This is a genomic window from Lysinibacillus boronitolerans JCM 21713 = 10a = NBRC 103108 (assembly GCF_000772935.1).
Lineage (GTDB): Bacteria > Bacillota > Bacilli > Bacillales_A > Planococcaceae > Lysinibacillus > Lysinibacillus boronitolerans.
On record NZ_JPVR01000069.1, the window covers coordinates 22,681 to 42,328 of the forward strand.

Sequence of the window (19,648 nt, forward strand, 5' to 3'; positions counted from 1 at the left end):
CATTTTTCCTACTTATTTTCCCCATCTCATGGCTACGGCACCCCATGTTAAGCCGCCACCAAAACCTACAAGGACTAATAAATCATCCTCTTTAATCTTACCTGCTTCGAGCTCATCTACCAAGGAAATACCAATAGATGCTGCTGAAGTATTTCCGTATTTATGAATCGTTTTTGACATTTTTTCTGGTGGTAGCTCTAAACGCTCACGAGCAGATTCCATAATACGTATATTTGCCTGATGTGGCACTAAGAAATCAACGTCTTCTTTTGTTAATCCTGCTTTTTCTAATACATTAACAGCCGATTCACCCATTTGACGTACCGCAAATTTAAACACCTCACGACCATTCATCGCTATTGTGTCTTGCTTCGTTAAATAAAGATTCTTTCCGCCTGTTCCGTCAGCGCCAAGTTCAAATGATAAAATACCTCTACCTTCAGAGACTTGCCCAACGATAGCTGCACTGGCACCATCGCCAAATAATACAGCTGTATTGCGATCTTCCCAATCAACTACTTTCGACAGCTTTTCAACACCTACTACTAAGACATATTTATAAGCATTTGCCTCAACAAAGTGCTTTGCTGTCACTAAGCTATATATAAATCCTGCACATGCTGCTGCTTGATCCATTGCTGCAGCATTTACTGCTCCGAGTTGTTCCTGAACCATACAAGCTACACTTGGAAAAGTTTGATCCTGTGTGACAGTTGCTACAAGAATTAAACCAATTTCCTCAGGCGTAATACCCGCATTTGCAATAGCTTCTTTTGCAGCAGCTACTGCCAAATCTGAAGTTTCCTGATCATCTGCCGCAAAATGACGTTCTTCAATGCCTGTTCGAGTACGAATCCATTCATCCGAAGTATCCATGATTTTTTCCAAATCAAAATTTGTAACGACCTTCTCAGGAACATATTTGCCTATTCCTATAATACCAGCGTTCATATAGCAACCCCTCAGCTTTCTTACTATCAATTATTAGTAACTGGTCATAATTATAACGCATATAAAAGGAATGACGCAAGATGATTTAAAATTAATGTATAGAAGGGTCGTGGTTGATTATAGGAATTTTATGAGATGGAGTTCTCTTTTTTGGAGCGATTCCCCCTATTTCAGAGCCGTCCCTAAATACTTTACATCACTAAAATGCAAAATCTCATATTTGTTGTGACAAAATCGCCATGTTTCACATAAATGGTTCATTTTTTTTTGATTTATGTTATGATATGATAATGAATATGAGTAAAACCTTATGATGAAAAAAGTTCGGTTGAGGTGAAATTAATGCAATATATCGTAACGTTCATATGGTCATTCCTACTAGTTTCTATGTTAAACTACGTAGTCAGCTCTGTACTTGGTGTACCATTTAATTTCCAAACTGGGGCAATCGTTTCTGTTGTATTCTCCATCCTTATCTTTATTATTGGAGCGATCATTCCAAACGACCCTACACCAGAAGCTGCAGACCATCATTAATTCAGCTAGAAAAAACCTGTTCAGCACCATGCCGAACAGGTTTTTTCTGTTATTTTTCCACAACACATTGACCATCACGCATTTTCACATGCAATGTCTCCCCTGGTAAAACTTCTCCACGTAAAAGTTCTTTAGCAACGGCTGTTTCAATATGTCGCTGTACAAAGCGCTTTAGTGGTCTTGCTCCAAATTGGGCATCTGCTCCTTGCTCTACTACCCAATCAATGACCTCTTGCTCGACAGATAAAGTAATTTCTTGCTCTGCGACACGCTTAATCAATTGCTCTACATACTTCCAAGCAATCGCCGTAAAATGTTTAGTAGTTAAAGCATGGAAGAAGATGATATCATCCATTCTGTTTAATAGCTCTGGTTTAAAATGTTGTCTTAGGGCTGACATGACTAAGTCCTCCACAGCTGCATCATTTTCTTTTGCTTCCATTAAATAACTAGAGCCAATATTCGAAGTTAAAATGACCACTGTATTTGTAAAATTCACCATTCGTCCCTGACTATCTGTAATACGTCCATCATCTAAGATTTGCAATAAAATGTTCGCCACATCAGGATGAGCTTTTTCAATCTCATCTAGTAGCACCACAGAATAAGGATTTCGGCGAACGGCTTCTGTTAGTTGTCCACCTTCCTCATAGCCCACATAGCCTGGAGGCGCCCCAACAAGTCGAGACACACTATGCTTCTCCATGTATTCACTCATATCAATACGAATAAAGTGCTCCTCTGAATCAAATAACTGTGCAGCAAGTGCCTTGGCAAGCTCTGTTTTACCTACACCTGTTGGACCTAAGAATAAAAAGCTACCAATCGGTCGGTGTGGATCTTTGATACCTGCACGTGCACGCCATACAGCTTCTGTCACTAATTGAACAGCTGTATCTTGTCCAACCACACGTTCATGTAATGTATCCTTTAAACGTAAGAGTTTTTCACGCTCACCCTCTACTAATTTTGTTACAGGGATTCCTGTCCAGCGTGAAACAATTGCTGCGATTTCATCTGCTGTTACCTCTTCACGTAAAATACGAGACTCTGCACCGTTCTCTAATTCCTTTTCAAGTGCCTGAATGTCTTTTTCAAGTGTTGGAATTTTACCATGACGTAATTCAGCAGCTTTATTTAAATCATATTTACTTTCTGCCTCATCTAGATCACGACGATATTTATCCAATGTTTCTCGTTTTTTCTGAATATCGTGTAGCTTTTCTTTTTCTGCTTCCCATTGTTGTCGCATGCCCTCAGAGGATTCTTTTAACTTTGTTAATTCTTCGCGTAATTGCTCTAGACGTTTTTTACTTGCCTCGTCCTTTTCCTTACGCAATGCCTGTTCCTCAATTTCAAGCTGCATAATACGACGTGTGACTGCGTCCAACTCCTGTGGCATAGAATCAATTTCAGTACGAATCATTGCACAAGCCTCATCAATTAAATCAATGGCCTTATCGGGTAAAAATCGTTCTGTAATATAGCGGTTGGATAGTTCTGCTGCCGCAACAATGGCTCTGTCATGAATACGTACTGCGTGATGTAACTCAAAGCGTTCTTTTAAACCGCGTAAAATGGATACAGTATCCTCTATAGAAGGCTCACGCACTAGTACTTGCTGGAATCGGCGTTCTAATGCAGGATCTTTTTCAATGTACATACGGTATTCGTCTAATGTAGTAGCACCAATACAGTGTAATTCACCACGTGCTAGCATAGGTTTTAGCATATTTCCTGCATCCATGGCACCATCTGTTTTTCCTGCGCCTACAATCGTATGAATTTCATCAATAAATAGAATGATTTGTCCTTCTGAATCTTTTACTTCTTTTAGCACACCTTTTAAGCGTTCTTCAAATTGTCCGCGATAACTAGCACCAGCGATTAACGCACTCATATCTAGTTCATATAATACGCATTCTTTCAAGCCTTCTGGTACATCACCTTTTACAATACGCTGTGCTAAACCTTCCACAATTGCCGTTTTACCAACTCCTGGTTCACCAATTAATACAGGATTATTTTTCGTTTTGCGTGTTAAAATACGAATAACATTTCGGATTTCTTCATCACGCCCGATAACAGGGTCCATCTTGCCGTTTTTCACTTCTTCAATTAAATTGCGTCCAAATTGCTCTAATGGTTTTTTATTGTCTGTTTGTTGAAATTGCATAGCTAACACTCCTTTACTTTCATGTTTCTCATTATTTATATACCCACTCTAGTTCATTTAAAAAAGTTTGACCTTCTTTGACTAACTTAATTTTACATCACTCGACAATGCTTAGCAAAGAAATCGCACTAAAAATTTTTCACTTATTATGGAAGTTTACGTTATAATAATGATATGTTTCTGTGTTTTAGTATCGAAATCCACTATCCTTTTGTAATAATCGCCATTTATTACAAAAAGAAAGCGATGTGTTGGAGATATGGTTTTAATGGATAATATATTTGAAAAAATTAAGGAGCTTTTTCAAAAGCACGGTGTTTTTATCAAAGTGAGTAAAGGAAATAAAATTTTTCTAGAGGGTGAACGGGCAAAAGAAATTTATTACATCCAATCAGGTGTTATTTCGATTAGCCAAGAATCTGAGACCGGCAAGGAATTAACCATTCGTATTTGTGGCCCTGACAGCATAATAGGAGAAGGTTCATTATTTTGTAATCTTGTCTATAATTCGATGACTGCCAAAGTTTTAGAACCCTCTACGTTGTATGTTTTGAGTCGTAAATCTTTGGAGCATTTACTAGAAGAGCAGCCTACGGTCATGGTGGAATACATGAAGTGGTTGCAAACAGAAAACTTAAAGCATCAGAGTCGTTTGCGCGATTTAGTGTTAAACGGTAAAAAAGGCGCTCTATTTTCAACGCTCATTCGACTTTCTAATACGTATGGTAAACCTGTAGAAAATGACTCGATTTTTATTGATTTTCAGCTAACAAATACAGAAATTGCAAATTTGTGTGCGACAAGTCGGGAAATGATTAATCGTATGCTGAATGATTTAAAAAAACATGAGATTATCACTTTTGATAAAGGATTTATTACCATTCATGATTTACAATTTTTAAAAAATGAAATTGCCTGTGAAAATTGTCCATTACAAATATGCCGTATCGATTAGTTTCGTTACAAGCAAAAACCCTGCTTATTTTTCAATAAGCAGGGTTTTAAATATGCCATTTTAACGTACGCCTAATGCCATTTTTGCATAGCGTGACATTTTATCTTTTGACCAAGGTGGATTCCACACAATATTAACATTTGTACTTTTCACTTCAGGAAGTTCACCTAACGCCGTATTCACTTGATCCACAATGACTGGACCAAGTGGACAGCCCATAGATGTTAGTGTCATCGTAACAGTTGCGACACCTTCATCATCTAATTCCACATCATATACTAAACCTAAGTTGACGATATCAATGCCAAGCTCAGGGTCAATTACATTTTCTAAAGCACCTAACATGCTATCTTTCATATCCTGATCCATTTGTATTTCTCCTTCCATCATAGTGTTAACCTTATCATAGCAGATGCATCCTGTTATGCCAAATGCTGTGCAAGCCATGCTGTTGCTGCCAGCATACCGTCACGCGGGACAGCATGGCCAGCCCTTTTGTTCACCATAAACTTTAAATATTCAGGGTTTGCTTGATAGTATTCCCGTAATGTTTCATAAAATTTATACGTTTCGTGGAAAGGAACTGTTTTATCTAATTCTCCATGCCAAAAGAACACAGGGCGACCCGCGAATTTTTCTGGTGTTAAACTGACATCATATGTAGCAAGGACATCATTAATTTTTTCAACGTCTTCCTCTGACATAGGAAAGTTAACTCCACTTTTAGCGAATTGTTGCAATTGGTATTCACCCAATTTAATAAAACCAGGTGCACCCATACATATTGCAGCTGTTTGTATCCAATCATAAAGTTTCAGACAGCCTGATGTCACGATGCCACCCATTGAAGTGCCTGCTATGCCAATATTATGACTAGCTAATAAATTTTTATTCTTTAATCCATCATATAATTGTTGTACTTCATGAATAGAATTTAAAACAATGTCCCAAAAATTTATGTTCATTTGCATTTCCGTTAGGCCTTCGCTACGCTCACCATGAAATTTTGCATCTGGCAATAGGACACGCACCCCTTTATGCACCAATTGGTATGCATAGTGTAAGTTATGTTCTTTTGCACTCATAAAGCCATGCAGGAAAATCACTACCGGGGTTTCTTCATTCATATTGTCTGTATGTATATGTAATAAAGGAATATTTCCCCACACTTCGTTTTCAACAAACATTATTGTCACTCCCAACTATTGTCTCATTCTTTATGTTAGCAAACTTTTTTCACTGTGACAAAATTTTGACGAATGAAAGACAAAGAGATACTATTCAAACTATAGGAAAGGGGCAACGAGCTATGAAACCGCATTTAATCGTATTAGACTTAGATGGAACTTTATTAACAGATCAACAACAAATTTCAGCAAAAACGAAAAAAACATTATTGCAGGCTAAGGAACAAGGGCATCAAGTAATGATTGCAACGGGACGTCCATACCGTGCAAGCGATCTTTATTATCATGAACTTGGACTCACAACACCCATTGTTAATTTTAATGGCGCATATGTACACCATCCTAAAAATGTCTCTTGGCAGCATATGCATACACCGATTGATTTAAGTGTCGTACATGATGTCGTTGATTCTATTAACAGTTATGAATACGAAAATATTATCGCTGAGGTAAAAGATGATATTTATGTCCACACAGAGGACGATCGTATTTTAAATATTTTTAATATGGGCAATCCCAAAATTACACTTGGAGATTTATACACACACCTCTTGGAAAATCCCACAAGTTTGCTGATTCAAGCAAATGAAGCCAATTCGGTAATTATACGTGATCATTTACAGGCGGTGCATGCTGAAGTCATTGAGCATCGTCGCTGGGGCGCGCCTCTTCATATTATTGAAATTGTGCGTCGTGGCTTAAATAAAGCTGTTGGTATAGCACATGTGGCAAATGATTTAGGTATCCCACGTGAGCGCATCATCGCATTTGGCGATGAAGACAATGATTTAGAAATGATTGAATATGCTGGGCTTGGCGTAGCGATGGGGAACGGTATTCCAAGTCTTAAAAACATTGCAAATGAAATAACTACAACGAATAATGATGATGGAATTGCAAAAATACTCATCGAGCGCTTGAAATTATCATAGTTAAGTAGTAAGTTCAAGTTAACATTCCATTTTTACCAGTTTAACTTTATTCAGTGGTACCCCTTCCATTTATCTAAAGTGAGTATCTACTGAATAAAGCTAAAAAGCTTTAAAAGTAAGTTGAAATTAGGGGGACAAGAGAATGAAGATTTTTACGGATAGTGGATGTGATCTACCAAAGTCTTACTATGAAGAAAATGATGTCGTGCTACTCCCTTTACGAGTGCAATTGAACAACAAAGAATATGAAGATGTGATTTCAATTGATTCCAAAGAGATCTATGATGCGATACGCCAAGGTGCTCAGCCAAAAACATCACAAGTGTCACCTGAGCTCTTTTTAAAGCATTTTGAGGAGCTAGCCAAAAACGATGAAGAAGGCATTTATATCGCGTTTTCATCGGAATTATCAGGCACATATAGTACTGCTCAAATGATTCGCAATCAGGTACTTGAGCAGTATCCTTCCTTAAAACTAGTCATTATCGACTCTAAATGCGCTTCACTAGGACATGGCCTCGTCGTGGAAGAAGCTGTTCGACTTCGAAATATAGGAGTATCCTTAGAAGATATGGCCTCTAAAATAAATACCCTTGCTCCTCAGGTCGAGCATTTATTTACAGTAGAAGACTTAGACTACCTTGCAAAAGGTGGTCGTGTATCCAAAGCCAGTGCCTTTTTAGGAGGTCTTCTTAGTATTAAGCCTATTTTAAATGTAGAGGATGGCAAACTTGTACCGATTGAAAAGTCGCGCGGTCGAAAAAAAGCACTTAATCGTATGTTAGATTTAATGCAGGAGCGTGGTGGCAGCTTTACAAATAAAATCGTAGGTATTAGCCATAGTGATGATGCTGCCTTTGCAAATGAAGCAAAAGCCTCTATCCAAGAGCGTTTTTCACCTCAAGCTGTGCAAATTACCATGATTGGTTCCGCGATCGGCTCACATGTAGGACCTGGGACTATTGCGATTTTCTTCACAAACAAAAGCTTTGAAGGCTAATAAAAAGCATGCTAGGATAGCTCCTAGCATGCTTTTTTCGTTGAACTATTATTATTGGACGTCTTGCTCCTGACGTCGAACTTTTCCTCGTTTAATGATGATGACAACAAAGCCAATAAAGATCACCCATACTAAGCCAAGAGCCACCATATAAGGAGTGTTTAAGCCTTCATCATTGCGAACTTGATAAATTTCAACCATTTCTCGGTCTAAAATAACAGGATAAACTTCTTTTTCATTTATGCGAACTTTTTCCTCATGTAAAATACCGTTCAGCATTTTCCCTTCACCAAGTTGTTCAGGTGTTAAGTCGACGCGTTGTGTCTTACCAGTATTATTAACCATGATTACCCACTTTTCTTCGTCAGAAGTACGTGTAAAGACAAGAAGGCCATTTTCATTTGTAATGACTTCAAAATCCCCATTACGCAAAGTAGCTGATTGATTGCGTAAAGATTGGACATTTTTAATGTAATCAATCAGTTCTTCGTCCGTTTTAAAGTTATAAAGCTGGTGTGTATCTGGTTTTGCTTCCCCATTCATGGCAATTTCTGTCCCGTATTGTACGACAGGAATCCCTGGTAGCATAAATAAAGCACCCATCGCCATTTTTAAGCGTGTAGGTGGGAACATATTTTCATTAGCAGAGTCAAATGTAAAACGATGGGTTTCAAGTGAATCAACCATAATTTGTGTCGGTTTCTCTCCTGTAAAGGGTTCCATTAATTTAGAGGAATCCATATCAACGTTTTTAAATATATTTCGATAGATATCTGCCGTTACAGGTGAGAAAGTTGCATCAAAGTCAGCATCACTTTCTTCATTAGCAATCACATAAAGAGATGTTTTTGTCTCTTTTAAAGCGGCTATCATTTTATTGATAAACGCTGTATCAGCCCCTGCAATATTTGTTAAACGAATACCACCGATGTCATATGTAGAAACAAAATCAGTTACTGCTTGAATAAGTGCCTCTTGCACATCTTTATTCGATAAATCCCACTGTACTTGTCCATTATTCGTAGATGCAACCCAACCTGCTTTTGAAGCATCCTTTGCCCACTCATGATTTGGACTCACATTTGTAATTGGAAAATCCACCATAATAGACATATTTTTAGCTTTGTAGGCCTCTACAATACTTTGGAATTCTTCCGTTGTTCCAAAATGACGTTCGATTGTAGTATAGCTTGTTGGCATTGAACCATCATATTTCTCTGTAGAAAAAATAGGTCCAATGGAAACAATCGTATAGCCCATCTCACCGATGAATTTCATTTTATCTTGTAATCCTGTAAAATCGCCCCCCGCAAATTTCGAAGGGTCCTGCGTATTTGTATCAAAATCGTTTGTGCCCGAGCCATTAAAGAAACGGTCAACGAGTAAATCATAGATGCTTTCTTCTGCGATTGTTCTAGTCGCTGATTCATCCGCATGTGCTACTGGTATGGTACCTACGAATGAAGCTGCTAATAAAAGTGATGCAGCAGTTGCACTAATCCACTTCTTAAATTTCACTATGTTTCCCTCTCTTTCAAACCAATCATCGTCATTTTACCAAATAACTCTGTCACACCGCTATCTTTTCCAAAGATTTTAAGAAAATGCGAAATGAATTACGGCAAAAAGGTGTCCATTTCCTTTTCTTTTTCGTTTACAAAATAAAAGTCGTGAAGCTACTACTTCACGACTTTTAAATCATTATGCTAAGAAATCTTGACCCATTGGTAGTTTAAATCCTAGGAACAAAGTGATTAATAAGAATACTGCAAATAAAATCCAAAACATACCTGTTGGTTTATTTTTCTTTTGACGCACTAATACCATTTCCATCATACCAATTACAAGTATGCCACCTAAGAATTTAAATCCGTAAAGCATACCTTGACCATAGTCCATTGCCTCGATAAATAATGCTCCACCTGTAATGATTATTAGTACATAAAACAGACGTAATGTCATATGTAAGCCTTTTGATTGCTTGCCCATTAGTGCTGCAATTAAAAAGATGACAATACCTACTACCCATGTAGTAATATGCAAATGCGTTTGGCTAGTTAAAAAACTCAATGTTTGTCCCCCTCATTCTTTTTCTATCAAACTCTATCCTACCATGCGATGGAAAGGGTTTCAAACATTACAATAGTGTTCACATAATTTACACCATTTGTGACTTAGAAACCCGCTGAAAAGCAACTTTCATAGGAAATAATAAAAAGATCCGCCAAGTAAGGACTCAGCGGATTCTCTATTATTATTCAAAATGGTTGACTAAAGTACCGATTCCTTGAATAGATACTTTTACTGTATCCCCGGCTTTTAAGAATTGTGGCGGGTTCATCCCTTTGCCAACTCCTGCTGGTGTACCTGTTAAAATTACATCTCCTGGCTCCAATGTCACGTGCTGAGATAGGATGGATACTAACGATTCAACAGAGAACATCATATCTTTCGTAGAGCCATTTTGACGTACTTCATCATTGACCTTAGTGACTACCGTTAAGTCTTGTGGATTTGGGATTTCATCCTTTGTCACAAGGTATGGTCCAAGAGGGCAAGTACCGTCTAAGCTTTTACCCAAGAAGAATTGTTTATGTTTTTCTTGTAAATCACGAGCTGTTACATCATTGGCAATTGTATAGCCAAATACATAATCAAACGCTAAGTTTTTAGGAATGTTTTTGCCACGTTTACCAATAACGATAGCTAGCTCACCTTCATAATCCATTTTTGAAGAAAGATCAGCATGAATGGAAATTGTTTGTCCATCTGCGGCAATGGCAGTTGGTGATTTTGTAAATACCATTAAATCCGCTGGTGCTGCCTCGGCACCCATTTCCTTTGCATGTTCATCATAGTTTTTACCAATACACATAATATTTTTAGGTGTGCGTGGAATTGGTGAAAGCCATTCGATCTCCGTAAATTCACGTTTGAAACTACTAGCATTATCTGATTTTTCTGCTGCTTCTACTAATTTACGAATCTGTTCCACAAAATCAAAGCCTAAAGCAATGCCATCCACGATTGAACTTGAAAAAGAAGGGAGAACTTGAAGTTCATTTTGAATAGCGAGTACATCCCATACCGCTTCTTCTTTTTTTACTTTTGGTCCAAAGCTTACATGTCCACCTAATTTGAATGATAAAATTTTCATGATTGAAAGAGCTCCTTCTTTTTTCTACATAATACAACAATATGATAGAAATTACCTCATTTTTGCGACAACATTTTTATAAGTTGTTATATCTTCATAAAATATGCATGTGAAGAGGAATATATTAACGCACTTCTACTTTTTGCTTATATGTTAATTTACGCCATATTGTCTCTAACGGCCCTTGCTTCCACTTAGATAACCAAATTTCTGCTATGATCATTTGCACAACAATAATGCCGACAGCAATTAATACACCTGTTTCTACACTTACTTTTCCATACCAGCCAAAGCCAAATTGGTAGAATAAACAAGTACCTATAATAGATTGAAGAATATACATTGTTAATGACATGCGTCCAATTTTAGCAAAAGGACTAAGTAGCTTTGGCATTATTGGCGCTAAGCAAAGTAACACAATGACCCCAATATAGCCCACCGATAGAACTGGCCCCCCTATGTATACCTTTAAATAATCTAGTAAATATGTTCTTGTAAACATAATAGATAAGCTTTTAATACCAATACCAATGACCAATCCAGCAATTGCTATCGCCAGCCATAGCCACTTCAATTCTTTAGCCCGTTCTACTAGACGCCATTTAGAGGCAGCAGCACCTATTAGCATATAAGGTAAAATCGTGAACAGTGCCACAAACCACATCTCGATACCTGCCTGTGTCGATAAATCTGTTAAGCGTTGCATAAAGGCATCTACCCAGTTTCCTGTTCCATAAGCGGTGATGGCCTTCTCTACAGATACGATATCTAAGTAATCATCTACTTTTGTATTAAAATTAACAATCCCTACCACAAAGAGCATAAAAACTTGCATCAAGCCATTAATGATCAAAGCACTCACTAATAGCCAGATTGGACTCAAACGTAGTAAAAGCACTAGGAAAACGCCACAAAATGCATACATCATTAATATGTCGCCCCACCAAATTAGCACAGCATGGACAAAACCAAAGGCAAACAGAATGGACAGTCTCCGAAGCCCTAGTGTATAAAAGTTTTGTTCACGGCTCTGAGCCTTTTGCCACTGCATGGCTAGTCCATAACCAAATAGCATGGCAAAAAGCGGATAAAAGCTACCTTGCACATAAATATCTATATTTTTTTGCCAAACAATATCCGATGGGGTTGTAAACCATGATGCCAAATCAATATGCGGCATTGGCAAATAAAAGGTATACATATTTACAAGTAAGATACCTACTAAACTAATCCCTCGTAAAATATCTAATGTTGCTATTCGTTCCTGCAACATTGTCGGTTTTAACTCCACAAAATAGCCTCCTCTTGACTAGCAGCTATGGTGAAGGCAGGGCAAGAAAAAACTTTGCCCTACTTTGGCCATAACAAGTTCTTTATGCGTATATGGTCTGTTCATTATCGAATAAATATAATACTTTATCGCTCACCTTAATGTGTAAAATAGATTCAATGGCTTCACTATAAACACGAAGCTGAACAGCATAACGACCTAATATTTCCTTTGACAGGGCAGGCTCCTGCGCAAAATGAGATTGTATACGATCCGTTTTATAATCCAACAAGATCCAATCACCGTTTTCATCCTCAAATAGGCAGTCAATAATTCCTTGCACAATTTGAGCATCACCATCTTCATCGATTCTACTAATCGTAAACGGCATTTCTCTACGTATCTGCCTTGCGCGTTGAAAGCGTTGCCCTATTTCTGTCTCAAAGAAACGAAAAATCTTCGCTTGTGGAACTACTTTGCCCTCCGCCTCTGTTAAAAGCTGTCTTGCCACTAAATCCTCTACAAAGTCTCTTACAGCATTGATATGACTAAAGCCAAACTGAGGGACATGCTGCATCACTGTGTGCACAGCTGTACCAATTTCAGCTCCTGTTAGCTGTTGCTCCTGTAAAAAAGTTGGTCGAGGTGCAATGGACGAAGCCTTTTGCTTGGTAGGAGAGGCAAAATAATATTCGGGTTCCTCCTGGCGCTGTAGATTTTCTATTCGCTTTATTTCACTAACAGATGTTTTGGAGCGCTTTCTTGTTGATTTTTGATAGGCATACTGCGCTTGAAATCTGGTCGTGATTTCAGCTAGCAGGTCCTCATCCTCTTGCATTGCAAACGCTTGCTGTACTTCATCGCCCATCGCCTGTAACTCATACGAATAATGCTTTGTATCGATGGCTTGAACCCACCAATGTGATTGATCCTCAACTTCTTTATAAGTAGTGCTTGCTACTGTTGCAAAATCTGCATGCCTTGCTACTGCTGGGCCAACCCAGTCCAAATAGCTATTTGCTCTCGCACGTAAATATTCCTGAAGCGGTGCATCCATTGGTAAACTTTGCGCGTCCTGCCAGCTTTCGCGTGTTTTCTCCCAGTTCTTCACTGAGCCTACTAAAATCAAACGCTCTTTCGCACGAGTCATAGCAACATATAAGACACGCATTTCTTCTGCGCGCATCTCCAGTTCTTTTTTCTCCTTTAATGCCAAAAACGGTAACGATGTATATGTGATACGATTTTCAGGATCAATGGCCTTAACAGCTAGTCCAAAATCTTGATCAAACAAATAGGGCTGATGAAAATCCATTTTATTAAACGGACGTCCCATTCCTGCCACAAAGACTACTGGATATTCTAAACCTTTGGAAGAGTGTATTGTTACCAGACGTACTACATCATCCTTTTCGCCAATTGATTTGGCAGTACCTAAATCATCGCCACGCGTACGCATACGATCAATAAAGCGTAAAAAACGGAAGAGTCCACGAAATGCTGTTTTTTCATACATTAACGCGCGATCATGTAAAACGCGTAGATTTGCCTGACGCTGTTTGCCATTCGGCATTGCCCCAACCATTTCATAATAATGTGTATCTAAATAAATTTTCCAAATTAAATCGGACAATGATCCACGCCGTGCTAAATCACGCCAATTTTCAAAGGCCAGCATAAAGCGTTGTAGCTTTTCAAATGTAGAGGTTTGCACACCATGTCCCTCACTACGAATAAATTGTCGTAAAGCATCATAAAAAGGGACCTTTTGATCAGCTAAACGAATTTTTGCAAGCTCATTTTCCGTTAAACCAACAAACGGTGCGCGCAGTACAGAGGCTAAGGGGATATCCTGATAGGGATTATCGACTACCTTCAGGACGTTTAACATAATCATTACTTCAAGTGCGTCAAAATAGCCTTTAGCTGATTCTGCATAGAGCGGAATCCCTGCCAGCTTAAATTCCTCCACTAAGTCTGTTGACCATGTCATCGAGCGCATTAATATTACAATATCGCTATACTTTAATGGTCGCTCTGTTTTTGTTTTCGTATCATAAACGGTTGTTCCATCTTCCATCATCTGACGGATACGATCGATAATAAAGCGTGCCTCATATTGTGATTTTTTTAATTCCTCTAGCTCATTAGCCTCATTGCTTATTTCTTCCAATTCTTCTATTACTTCTTCTTCCTCTGGTGGATGCATTACGACCAGCTCAACAGGTATTTCTTTCTCATCATAAGGCGCAGCAGGCTTTAGTGACGCATTGTCGTCATAAAGAATTTCACCAACTCGCTCACCCATAATTTGTGCAAAAACGTAGTTTGTGGCATTTAATACTTCTTTTCGACTTCGGAAGTTAGCGTTTAAATCAATTCTCATACCCGTTACATCAGGTGTCTCCAAATACTCACTATATTTTCGCATAAAAAGCTTTGGCTCAGCTAATCGGAAACGGTAAATACTTTGTTTTACATCCCCAACCATAAAAAGATTGCCATCTTGTTCGTCACCAGTTTTGACGAGCTGTAAGATGGTTTCCTGTAGCATATTGGTATCCTGATATTCATCCACCAGTACTTCTTTAAAACGCTTTTTCATATCTAGTGCAACTGGTGACGGCTGCAGCTTGCCTTCTACCTCTACTGTTAAAATTTGAAGTGCATAATGCTCTAAATCTGAAAAGTCAATGATTCCCCGTTCTAATTTGGCTCGTCGAAATTGTTCACTAAAAGTAGTGGTCAATTCCACTAACGTAGTAATAGTCGGTGCCATTAACCTTATTTCCTCGAGTAGTCGTGCAGGCGTACGAACAAAATACGCCTCTTTAATTTTATTCATCATTTTTTTGGCTGCTTCTCGTTTTTTCTTCGCAAGCTCCTGTAGCTCTACATTCACTAGTGCATCCTTCGATACCCGTTTTAATGTAGACCATTTAACTGTTGCAAAATAATCAAATAGCTCCTGCCATGTACCACTTTGACTAATGCGAATCCCTTCCTGAATCATAGCAAAATCTATCTCTGCTGTTTCAGCATAGGGGGCAGGTCCATCTGGCTGTAATGTAATTGCGCGCATTTCAGAAATTAACACAAATGCCTCTTCCAGGCTATGACGTACGGTTAATTTGACGTATTGAGATAGCTCTAAATCATCAATTGTCACTTCATCAGCTAGTTCATATGCTTTTGGCAAACTCCATAGCCATTTTTGAGGCTCAGCATGGACACGAGACGTATCATAAAGTTTACTAATCAGCGTTTCGATGGCTTGATCATCACGATCTGAGGTAAAGCTATCGACAAGACGATAGATGGCTTGTACGTGAGCCTCGTCCTCAGCATCGTAGGCAGCTTCTAGAACTTCTGCTAAAACATCATCTCTCAATAATGCGATTTCTGCTTCATTGGCGATACGGAAGCCTGGATCGATATCAAGTAAATACGCATACTGCTTTACAATCGCTAAACAGAAGGAATGCAGGGTGGAGATTTGTGCTTTATTAACAAGACTAAGCTGCCGTCTTAAATGATTAGATGTTGGATTTTCTGCTATCGCCTTTTCTAATGCCTCTGACATACGATGGCGCATTTCAGCGGCTGAGGCATTTGTAAATGTCACTACCAATAGTTCATCTACATTGATCGGATTTTCAGTAGCAATAACCTTTTCTATCATACGATTGATCAGGACTGCTGTTTTCCCCGACCCTGCTGCAGCCGAAACAAGTGTATCTTGTCCGCTAGCATAAATGGCCTTCCACTGATCGTCTGTCCATGTGACATCTGCTGGCTTAACAGGAATTGTTTGTACCATGCTATTCAATCTCCTTCCGAATTTTATCGACTATATCATTCGGCTTTGCTTGCATTAATTGACGATAGCCTTGTTTACCATCTGATGGATCAAATTGGCAAACCGCAGCAAATTGACAATAATCACATGCCGTTTTCGCTTTTAATTTATAGGGGCTAATGGCCGTATCACCAGATAAGATACCATTCCCTGCCTCCTGATGTTTACGACGAACGAAATGTTGTAACTTTTTCATATCATTAACAGGAACTATACGCGATTGTGATTCAGACGGAGTCCCATCTTTTTTCATATAGACAGGAATGACTTTTGAATGCCCGCTACTTTCTTCCAATTGCTCGTCCATCGATAAGATCGCTTCAGCATTTTCAGATAGTAAACCTTTCATTTTATACTGCTTTAAACGATCCTCTTCAATTTCACTGTCCGTCAAATCCTTATCCAGCTTTAGCATTGGATTATGGACATGGACATACAGTACCCCTGCTGGCTCTGCTTCACCTGATAGCCAGTAAGAGCTATTTTCCATTGCCACATCTAAATATGTTAGGACCTGTAAGGATAATCCATAATAAACCTCATTTAGATCAAGGTCACGAGCCGAGGATTTATAGTCAACAATCCGCAAATAAGAGCGGTCATCTATCGTTGCACTATCCACCCTATCAATACGTCCACGCATAAACATTTTCTTGCCACCTGTTAAATCAATCTCTAATGGTGGTAGTTGTTCATGTTGTCCAGGACCAAATGACGCCTCAATCGCAATTGGTTTGAAGTGTGATACATGTGCATGCTGTGTCAATGCCGTCATTGTACGCTCCACAATTCGAATTAGCTTACGCTGAATATAGCGATAACGGGCACTGGATAATAGGATTTGATGGGAAAAGACTGGAACAATTTGTTCTACTGCTTGCCGTGCTAATTGTTTAATTTGCTTTGTTGTTAAACGAATCCAAGACAATTGCTGGCGATGTGTTTCCTCTGTAATCCACTTTAATGCCTCATGGAATAAGTCACCCATTGCAAACGTTTCTAGACGATACTCAGCTCGTTCCTCTAGACGTAGGCCATATGTAGTGAAATGAGAAAAAGGACATCTGAAGTATTTCTCAATTCGCGACACACTGGATGTTAGCTTCTGACCATATAATTCCTGTGTAATATAGGTTTCAAGTGGTTCAGCCTCATTTTTATGGGTAATTGGATAAAGTACGCGCTCGAAAATGAGTGCCCAATACGGATCTTGTGTATAAAATCTTTGTAAAGCTAGCCATTCTGGCGCTAGTTCACGGCTATGCTCAGCCTGACGTAGCTGTACCATTAGATGTGCCAATGCAGTCCTTGGATGGCGTAAATATGGTAAAACATTCCCATCTAGTAATTCAATCGGATCGACTACCACTCGTTCTATCGAAACACCACTTAATAAGCCAGCCTTTTTGTCATTTCCTATTATTTTCTTAATATAAAGTGAGGCTAGAAGTGCCTTGCCTTCCTCATCCGCCGTAGGATAGGTCATATACAATTTGTTAGATGGCGTTGTAATAGCGCGATAGAACAAGAAATTTTCCTGTAATAAACGATTAGTAGAGGTAGGAGCAAGCTCATAGCCAATTTGACTAAACCATTCACGTTCGATATCTGACAACAAGCCCTCATACTCCATCCGAGTTGGATAAACACCGTCATTCATCCCTATTACAAAAGCAACTTTGATATTGGATAAACGGGCTAAATCAACAGTAGCCACCATTACCTCATCAAGAGTTGGCGGAATTCTTGAAAATTCTAATGTATCAAAACCTTCATCAAGAATTTTAGCTGCTTCCTCTACAGTCATCTCCTGCTCACCAAACATATAAACGAATTGGTCAAGAACAGCAACCCATTCATTCCAAGCTTGTTCATGTTCACTTGCTGCTAATGCATCACCGCGCTCTAGCTCACGATCTTTCATTGCTTGCAGTTTATCATATACCTGTAATGACTCTACAAGTTCAAATAAAGCAGTCGCAATATCTCTGCCATTCTTCGCGTTATCAAGCTTATCTTGTAAAAGTTTTAGGGGTTGGCAAATTTCATCCCGAATAGCCTCGATTTCTGCCTGCATTGCACGCTCTTCGTCTGTTTGTACACGAGAATGGAATTCTAAACCGCGATACTTTTTATAAAACCAACGTGCCTCCTCAAACCATCGTTCCCCATAGATTCCTTGTGCCAAGCAATAATTCTCTAATCGATCTGCTCGCTCACGCCAAATCGTTAGCTCCGCTTGTAAAGGGAAAAATAAATCTGTTTTCACACTACGAAAAACAGGCTCATATTTCCAATTCGAGGTCATAACCTCCAAGGCTGAACGACTTAGTTCTATTAATGGATGATGTAACATCGTCTTTTTTGTATTTGTAAAAATAGGGATTTCATATTGTTGGAAAATACTTGTAATGAGCGGATCATAGAGATCTGCTTGTCTATACAAAAGTACGATATCCTGATAGCGAAAACCGTCTTCCCTTGTCAGTTTTGTTATTTCCCGGGCAATCGCATGTACCTCTGCTCGACGATTTGAAGCTTCAAGTACCTTTACGTCTCCTGAGGTTTTTTTCGTTTGAGGCTCCAAATCAGCAAACTTTGCCTCTACATGCTGTAAATCCTCAGAATGAAATCTTTGTGTCTTATAAAAATGTAATGGTAATTCAACATCAATGCCCTCTTCTTTTGCCATATCATGAAGTCGTTGATTTGTTAAGGCTGCTTCATGGAATAGTGCCTGTTCATCAAAGGCTTCATCGATATGATCAAAGGGAAGGACGACAGTTACTTGTTTGGTCACCTTTAACAACTCACGAACCAGTTCTAACTCTCGCACAGTGAAAGCGGTAAATCCATCAATATAAATGGTCGCTTGCTTCATCGTTTCAGCATACTTCAATTGCTCCGTTAAAATCGGATAATAGCCCTCACTGTCAACATATGACGTACCAAGTCGTTCCTCTAATGCCTGCAAAACGACATGTAAATCATTCGCTTTCGCCTGCAAGGTATTTGGTGCCTCGATTGCCTTCAAAGATTCTGTTACCTCTGCCAAGACTGAGCTATTGACGCTATAGCGACTAAATTCTTTTAAAAGGGTTTCAATTTCCTCTGTAAAGCCACGTTTTCCTGCAGCTTGTCGAAATAAGGAAAACTCGCTTTTTTGTTCCTCCAAAAGTTTACGAATAAGCATTCGATAGCCATAGCCATTCACTTCTTTACGAGCAATACCGCCCGTTTCCTGTAAGACCAACCATGCTAAACGTTTAAACGTCATCACCTGCGCTCGAATCAAGCCTTGTAAACCATGCTTATTCGTCAGCTCATATTCCGTAGAATAAGACATCTGGTCAGGCACGATAATGAAAATCGGATGCCCCAATGGATCTGTCTTTAATTGCTCAACAATTTCCTGATGAATAAATGCCGATTTCCCTGTTCCCGAACGTCCCGAAACAATACGCAATGCCATGTATTTTCTCCCTCCTCATTAACTTGCTGTGTGCGGATGTCTTTTTTAATGAAATTAATATTTGTAGTCTTATTTGAGCGATTCTTTCAGTAGATTGTTCACTTCTCATCTATTTTGGAGTAGTTTCCCCAGCCACCAATAACAACATAAAT

Annotated in this window: 14 protein-coding genes; 4 read left to right on the top strand and 10 right to left on the bottom strand. The window is 38.9% G+C overall.

Annotated elements, in window-relative coordinates; all coding sequences use genetic code 11:
• Positions 1–12: 12 nt before the first annotated feature.
• Positions 13–951, bottom strand: a complete 939-nt coding sequence (locus CD31_RS07880; RefSeq protein ID WP_016994328.1) for a beta-ketoacyl-ACP synthase III — start codon at positions 949–951, stop codon at positions 13–15.
• 342 nt (positions 952–1,293) lie between these two features.
• Here CD31_RS07880 and CD31_RS07885 point away from each other — a divergent pair, with 342 nt between their 5' ends.
• Positions 1,294–1,488: a YjzD family protein gene (locus CD31_RS07885; protein WP_016994327.1), complete on the top strand. Its 195-nt coding sequence runs from the start codon at positions 1,294–1,296 to the stop codon at positions 1,486–1,488.
• A gap of 49 nt (positions 1,489–1,537) precedes the next feature.
• Here CD31_RS07885 and CD31_RS07890 read toward each other — a convergent pair whose 3' ends face one another.
• Positions 1,538–3,664 carry an ATP-dependent Clp protease ATP-binding subunit gene (locus CD31_RS07890; protein WP_016994326.1) on the bottom strand — a complete coding sequence of 709 codons (2,127 nt, stop codon included), beginning with the start codon at positions 3,662–3,664 and terminating at the stop codon, positions 1,538–1,540.
• 268 nt (positions 3,665–3,932) lie between these two features.
• Between CD31_RS07890 and CD31_RS07895 the strand changes: the two genes are divergently transcribed.
• Positions 3,933–4,619 (top strand): Crp/Fnr family transcriptional regulator, encoded by a 687-nt coding sequence (locus CD31_RS07895; RefSeq protein ID WP_036076681.1) that lies wholly within the window; start codon positions 3,933–3,935, stop codon positions 4,617–4,619.
• Positions 4,620–4,679: 60 nt separating this feature from the next.
• Here the strand turns inward: CD31_RS07895 and CD31_RS07900 are convergent, their stop codons facing one another.
• Both CD31_RS07900 and CD31_RS07905 read right to left on the bottom strand, forming a co-directional pair.
• Positions 4,680–4,988 carry a metal-sulfur cluster assembly factor gene (locus CD31_RS07900; RefSeq protein ID WP_004227477.1) on the bottom strand — a complete coding sequence of 103 codons (309 nt, stop codon included), beginning with the start codon at positions 4,986–4,988 and terminating at the stop codon, positions 4,680–4,682.
• 53 nt (positions 4,989–5,041) lie between these two features.
• A complete protein-coding gene (locus CD31_RS07905; RefSeq protein ID WP_036076683.1) occupies positions 5,042–5,806 on the bottom strand; it encodes a prolyl oligopeptidase family serine peptidase in 765 nt (254 codons plus the stop codon).
• Between the two features lie 122 nt (positions 5,807–5,928).
• On the opposite strand from CD31_RS07905, the gene CD31_RS07910 reads away from it, so the two are divergent.
• Positions 5,929–6,738 carry a Cof-type HAD-IIB family hydrolase gene (locus tag CD31_RS07910; RefSeq protein WP_016994323.1) on the top strand — a complete coding sequence of 270 codons (810 nt, stop codon included), beginning with the start codon at positions 5,929–5,931 and terminating at the stop codon, positions 6,736–6,738.
• A 142-nt stretch (positions 6,739–6,880) separates the two neighbouring features.
• Positions 6,881–7,738 carry a DegV family protein gene (locus CD31_RS07915; protein WP_036076685.1) on the top strand — a complete coding sequence of 286 codons (858 nt, stop codon included), beginning with the start codon at positions 6,881–6,883 and terminating at the stop codon, positions 7,736–7,738.
• Between the two features lie 51 nt (positions 7,739–7,789).
• Here CD31_RS07915 and CD31_RS07920 read toward each other — a convergent pair whose 3' ends face one another.
• From CD31_RS07920 to addB, 6 genes are all read right to left on the bottom strand, one after another.
• Positions 7,790–9,256 (bottom strand): alpha-amylase family glycosyl hydrolase, encoded by a 1,467-nt coding sequence (locus CD31_RS07920; protein ID WP_036076686.1) that lies wholly within the window; start codon positions 9,254–9,256, stop codon positions 7,790–7,792.
• A gap of 183 nt (positions 9,257–9,439) precedes the next feature.
• Complete coding sequence (locus CD31_RS07925) at positions 9,440–9,808, bottom strand: YisL family protein (RefSeq protein ID WP_036076689.1); 369 nt, start codon at positions 9,806–9,808, stop codon at positions 9,440–9,442.
• Positions 9,809–9,992: 184 nt separating this feature from the next.
• Entirely contained in the window at positions 9,993–10,895 is a 903-nt protein-coding gene (locus CD31_RS07930; protein ID WP_036076691.1) for a fumarylacetoacetate hydrolase family protein, read from the bottom strand.
• A 124-nt stretch (positions 10,896–11,019) separates the two neighbouring features.
• Positions 11,020–12,186: a DUF418 domain-containing protein gene (locus tag CD31_RS07935; protein WP_036076694.1), complete on the bottom strand. Its 1,167-nt coding sequence runs from the start codon at positions 12,184–12,186 to the stop codon at positions 11,020–11,022.
• Positions 12,187–12,268: 82 nt separating this feature from the next.
• The gene (gene addA, locus CD31_RS07940) at positions 12,269–15,985 is read right to left on the bottom strand and encodes a helicase-exonuclease AddAB subunit AddA (protein ID WP_036076696.1); all 3,717 of its coding nucleotides are present in this window, start codon (positions 15,983–15,985) and stop codon (positions 12,269–12,271) included.
• 1 nt (position 15,986) lies between these two features.
• Entirely contained in the window at positions 15,987–19,496 is a 3,510-nt protein-coding gene (gene addB / locus CD31_RS07945; protein ID WP_036076698.1) for a helicase-exonuclease AddAB subunit AddB, read from the bottom strand.
• Positions 19,497–19,648: the final 152 nt, after the last annotated feature.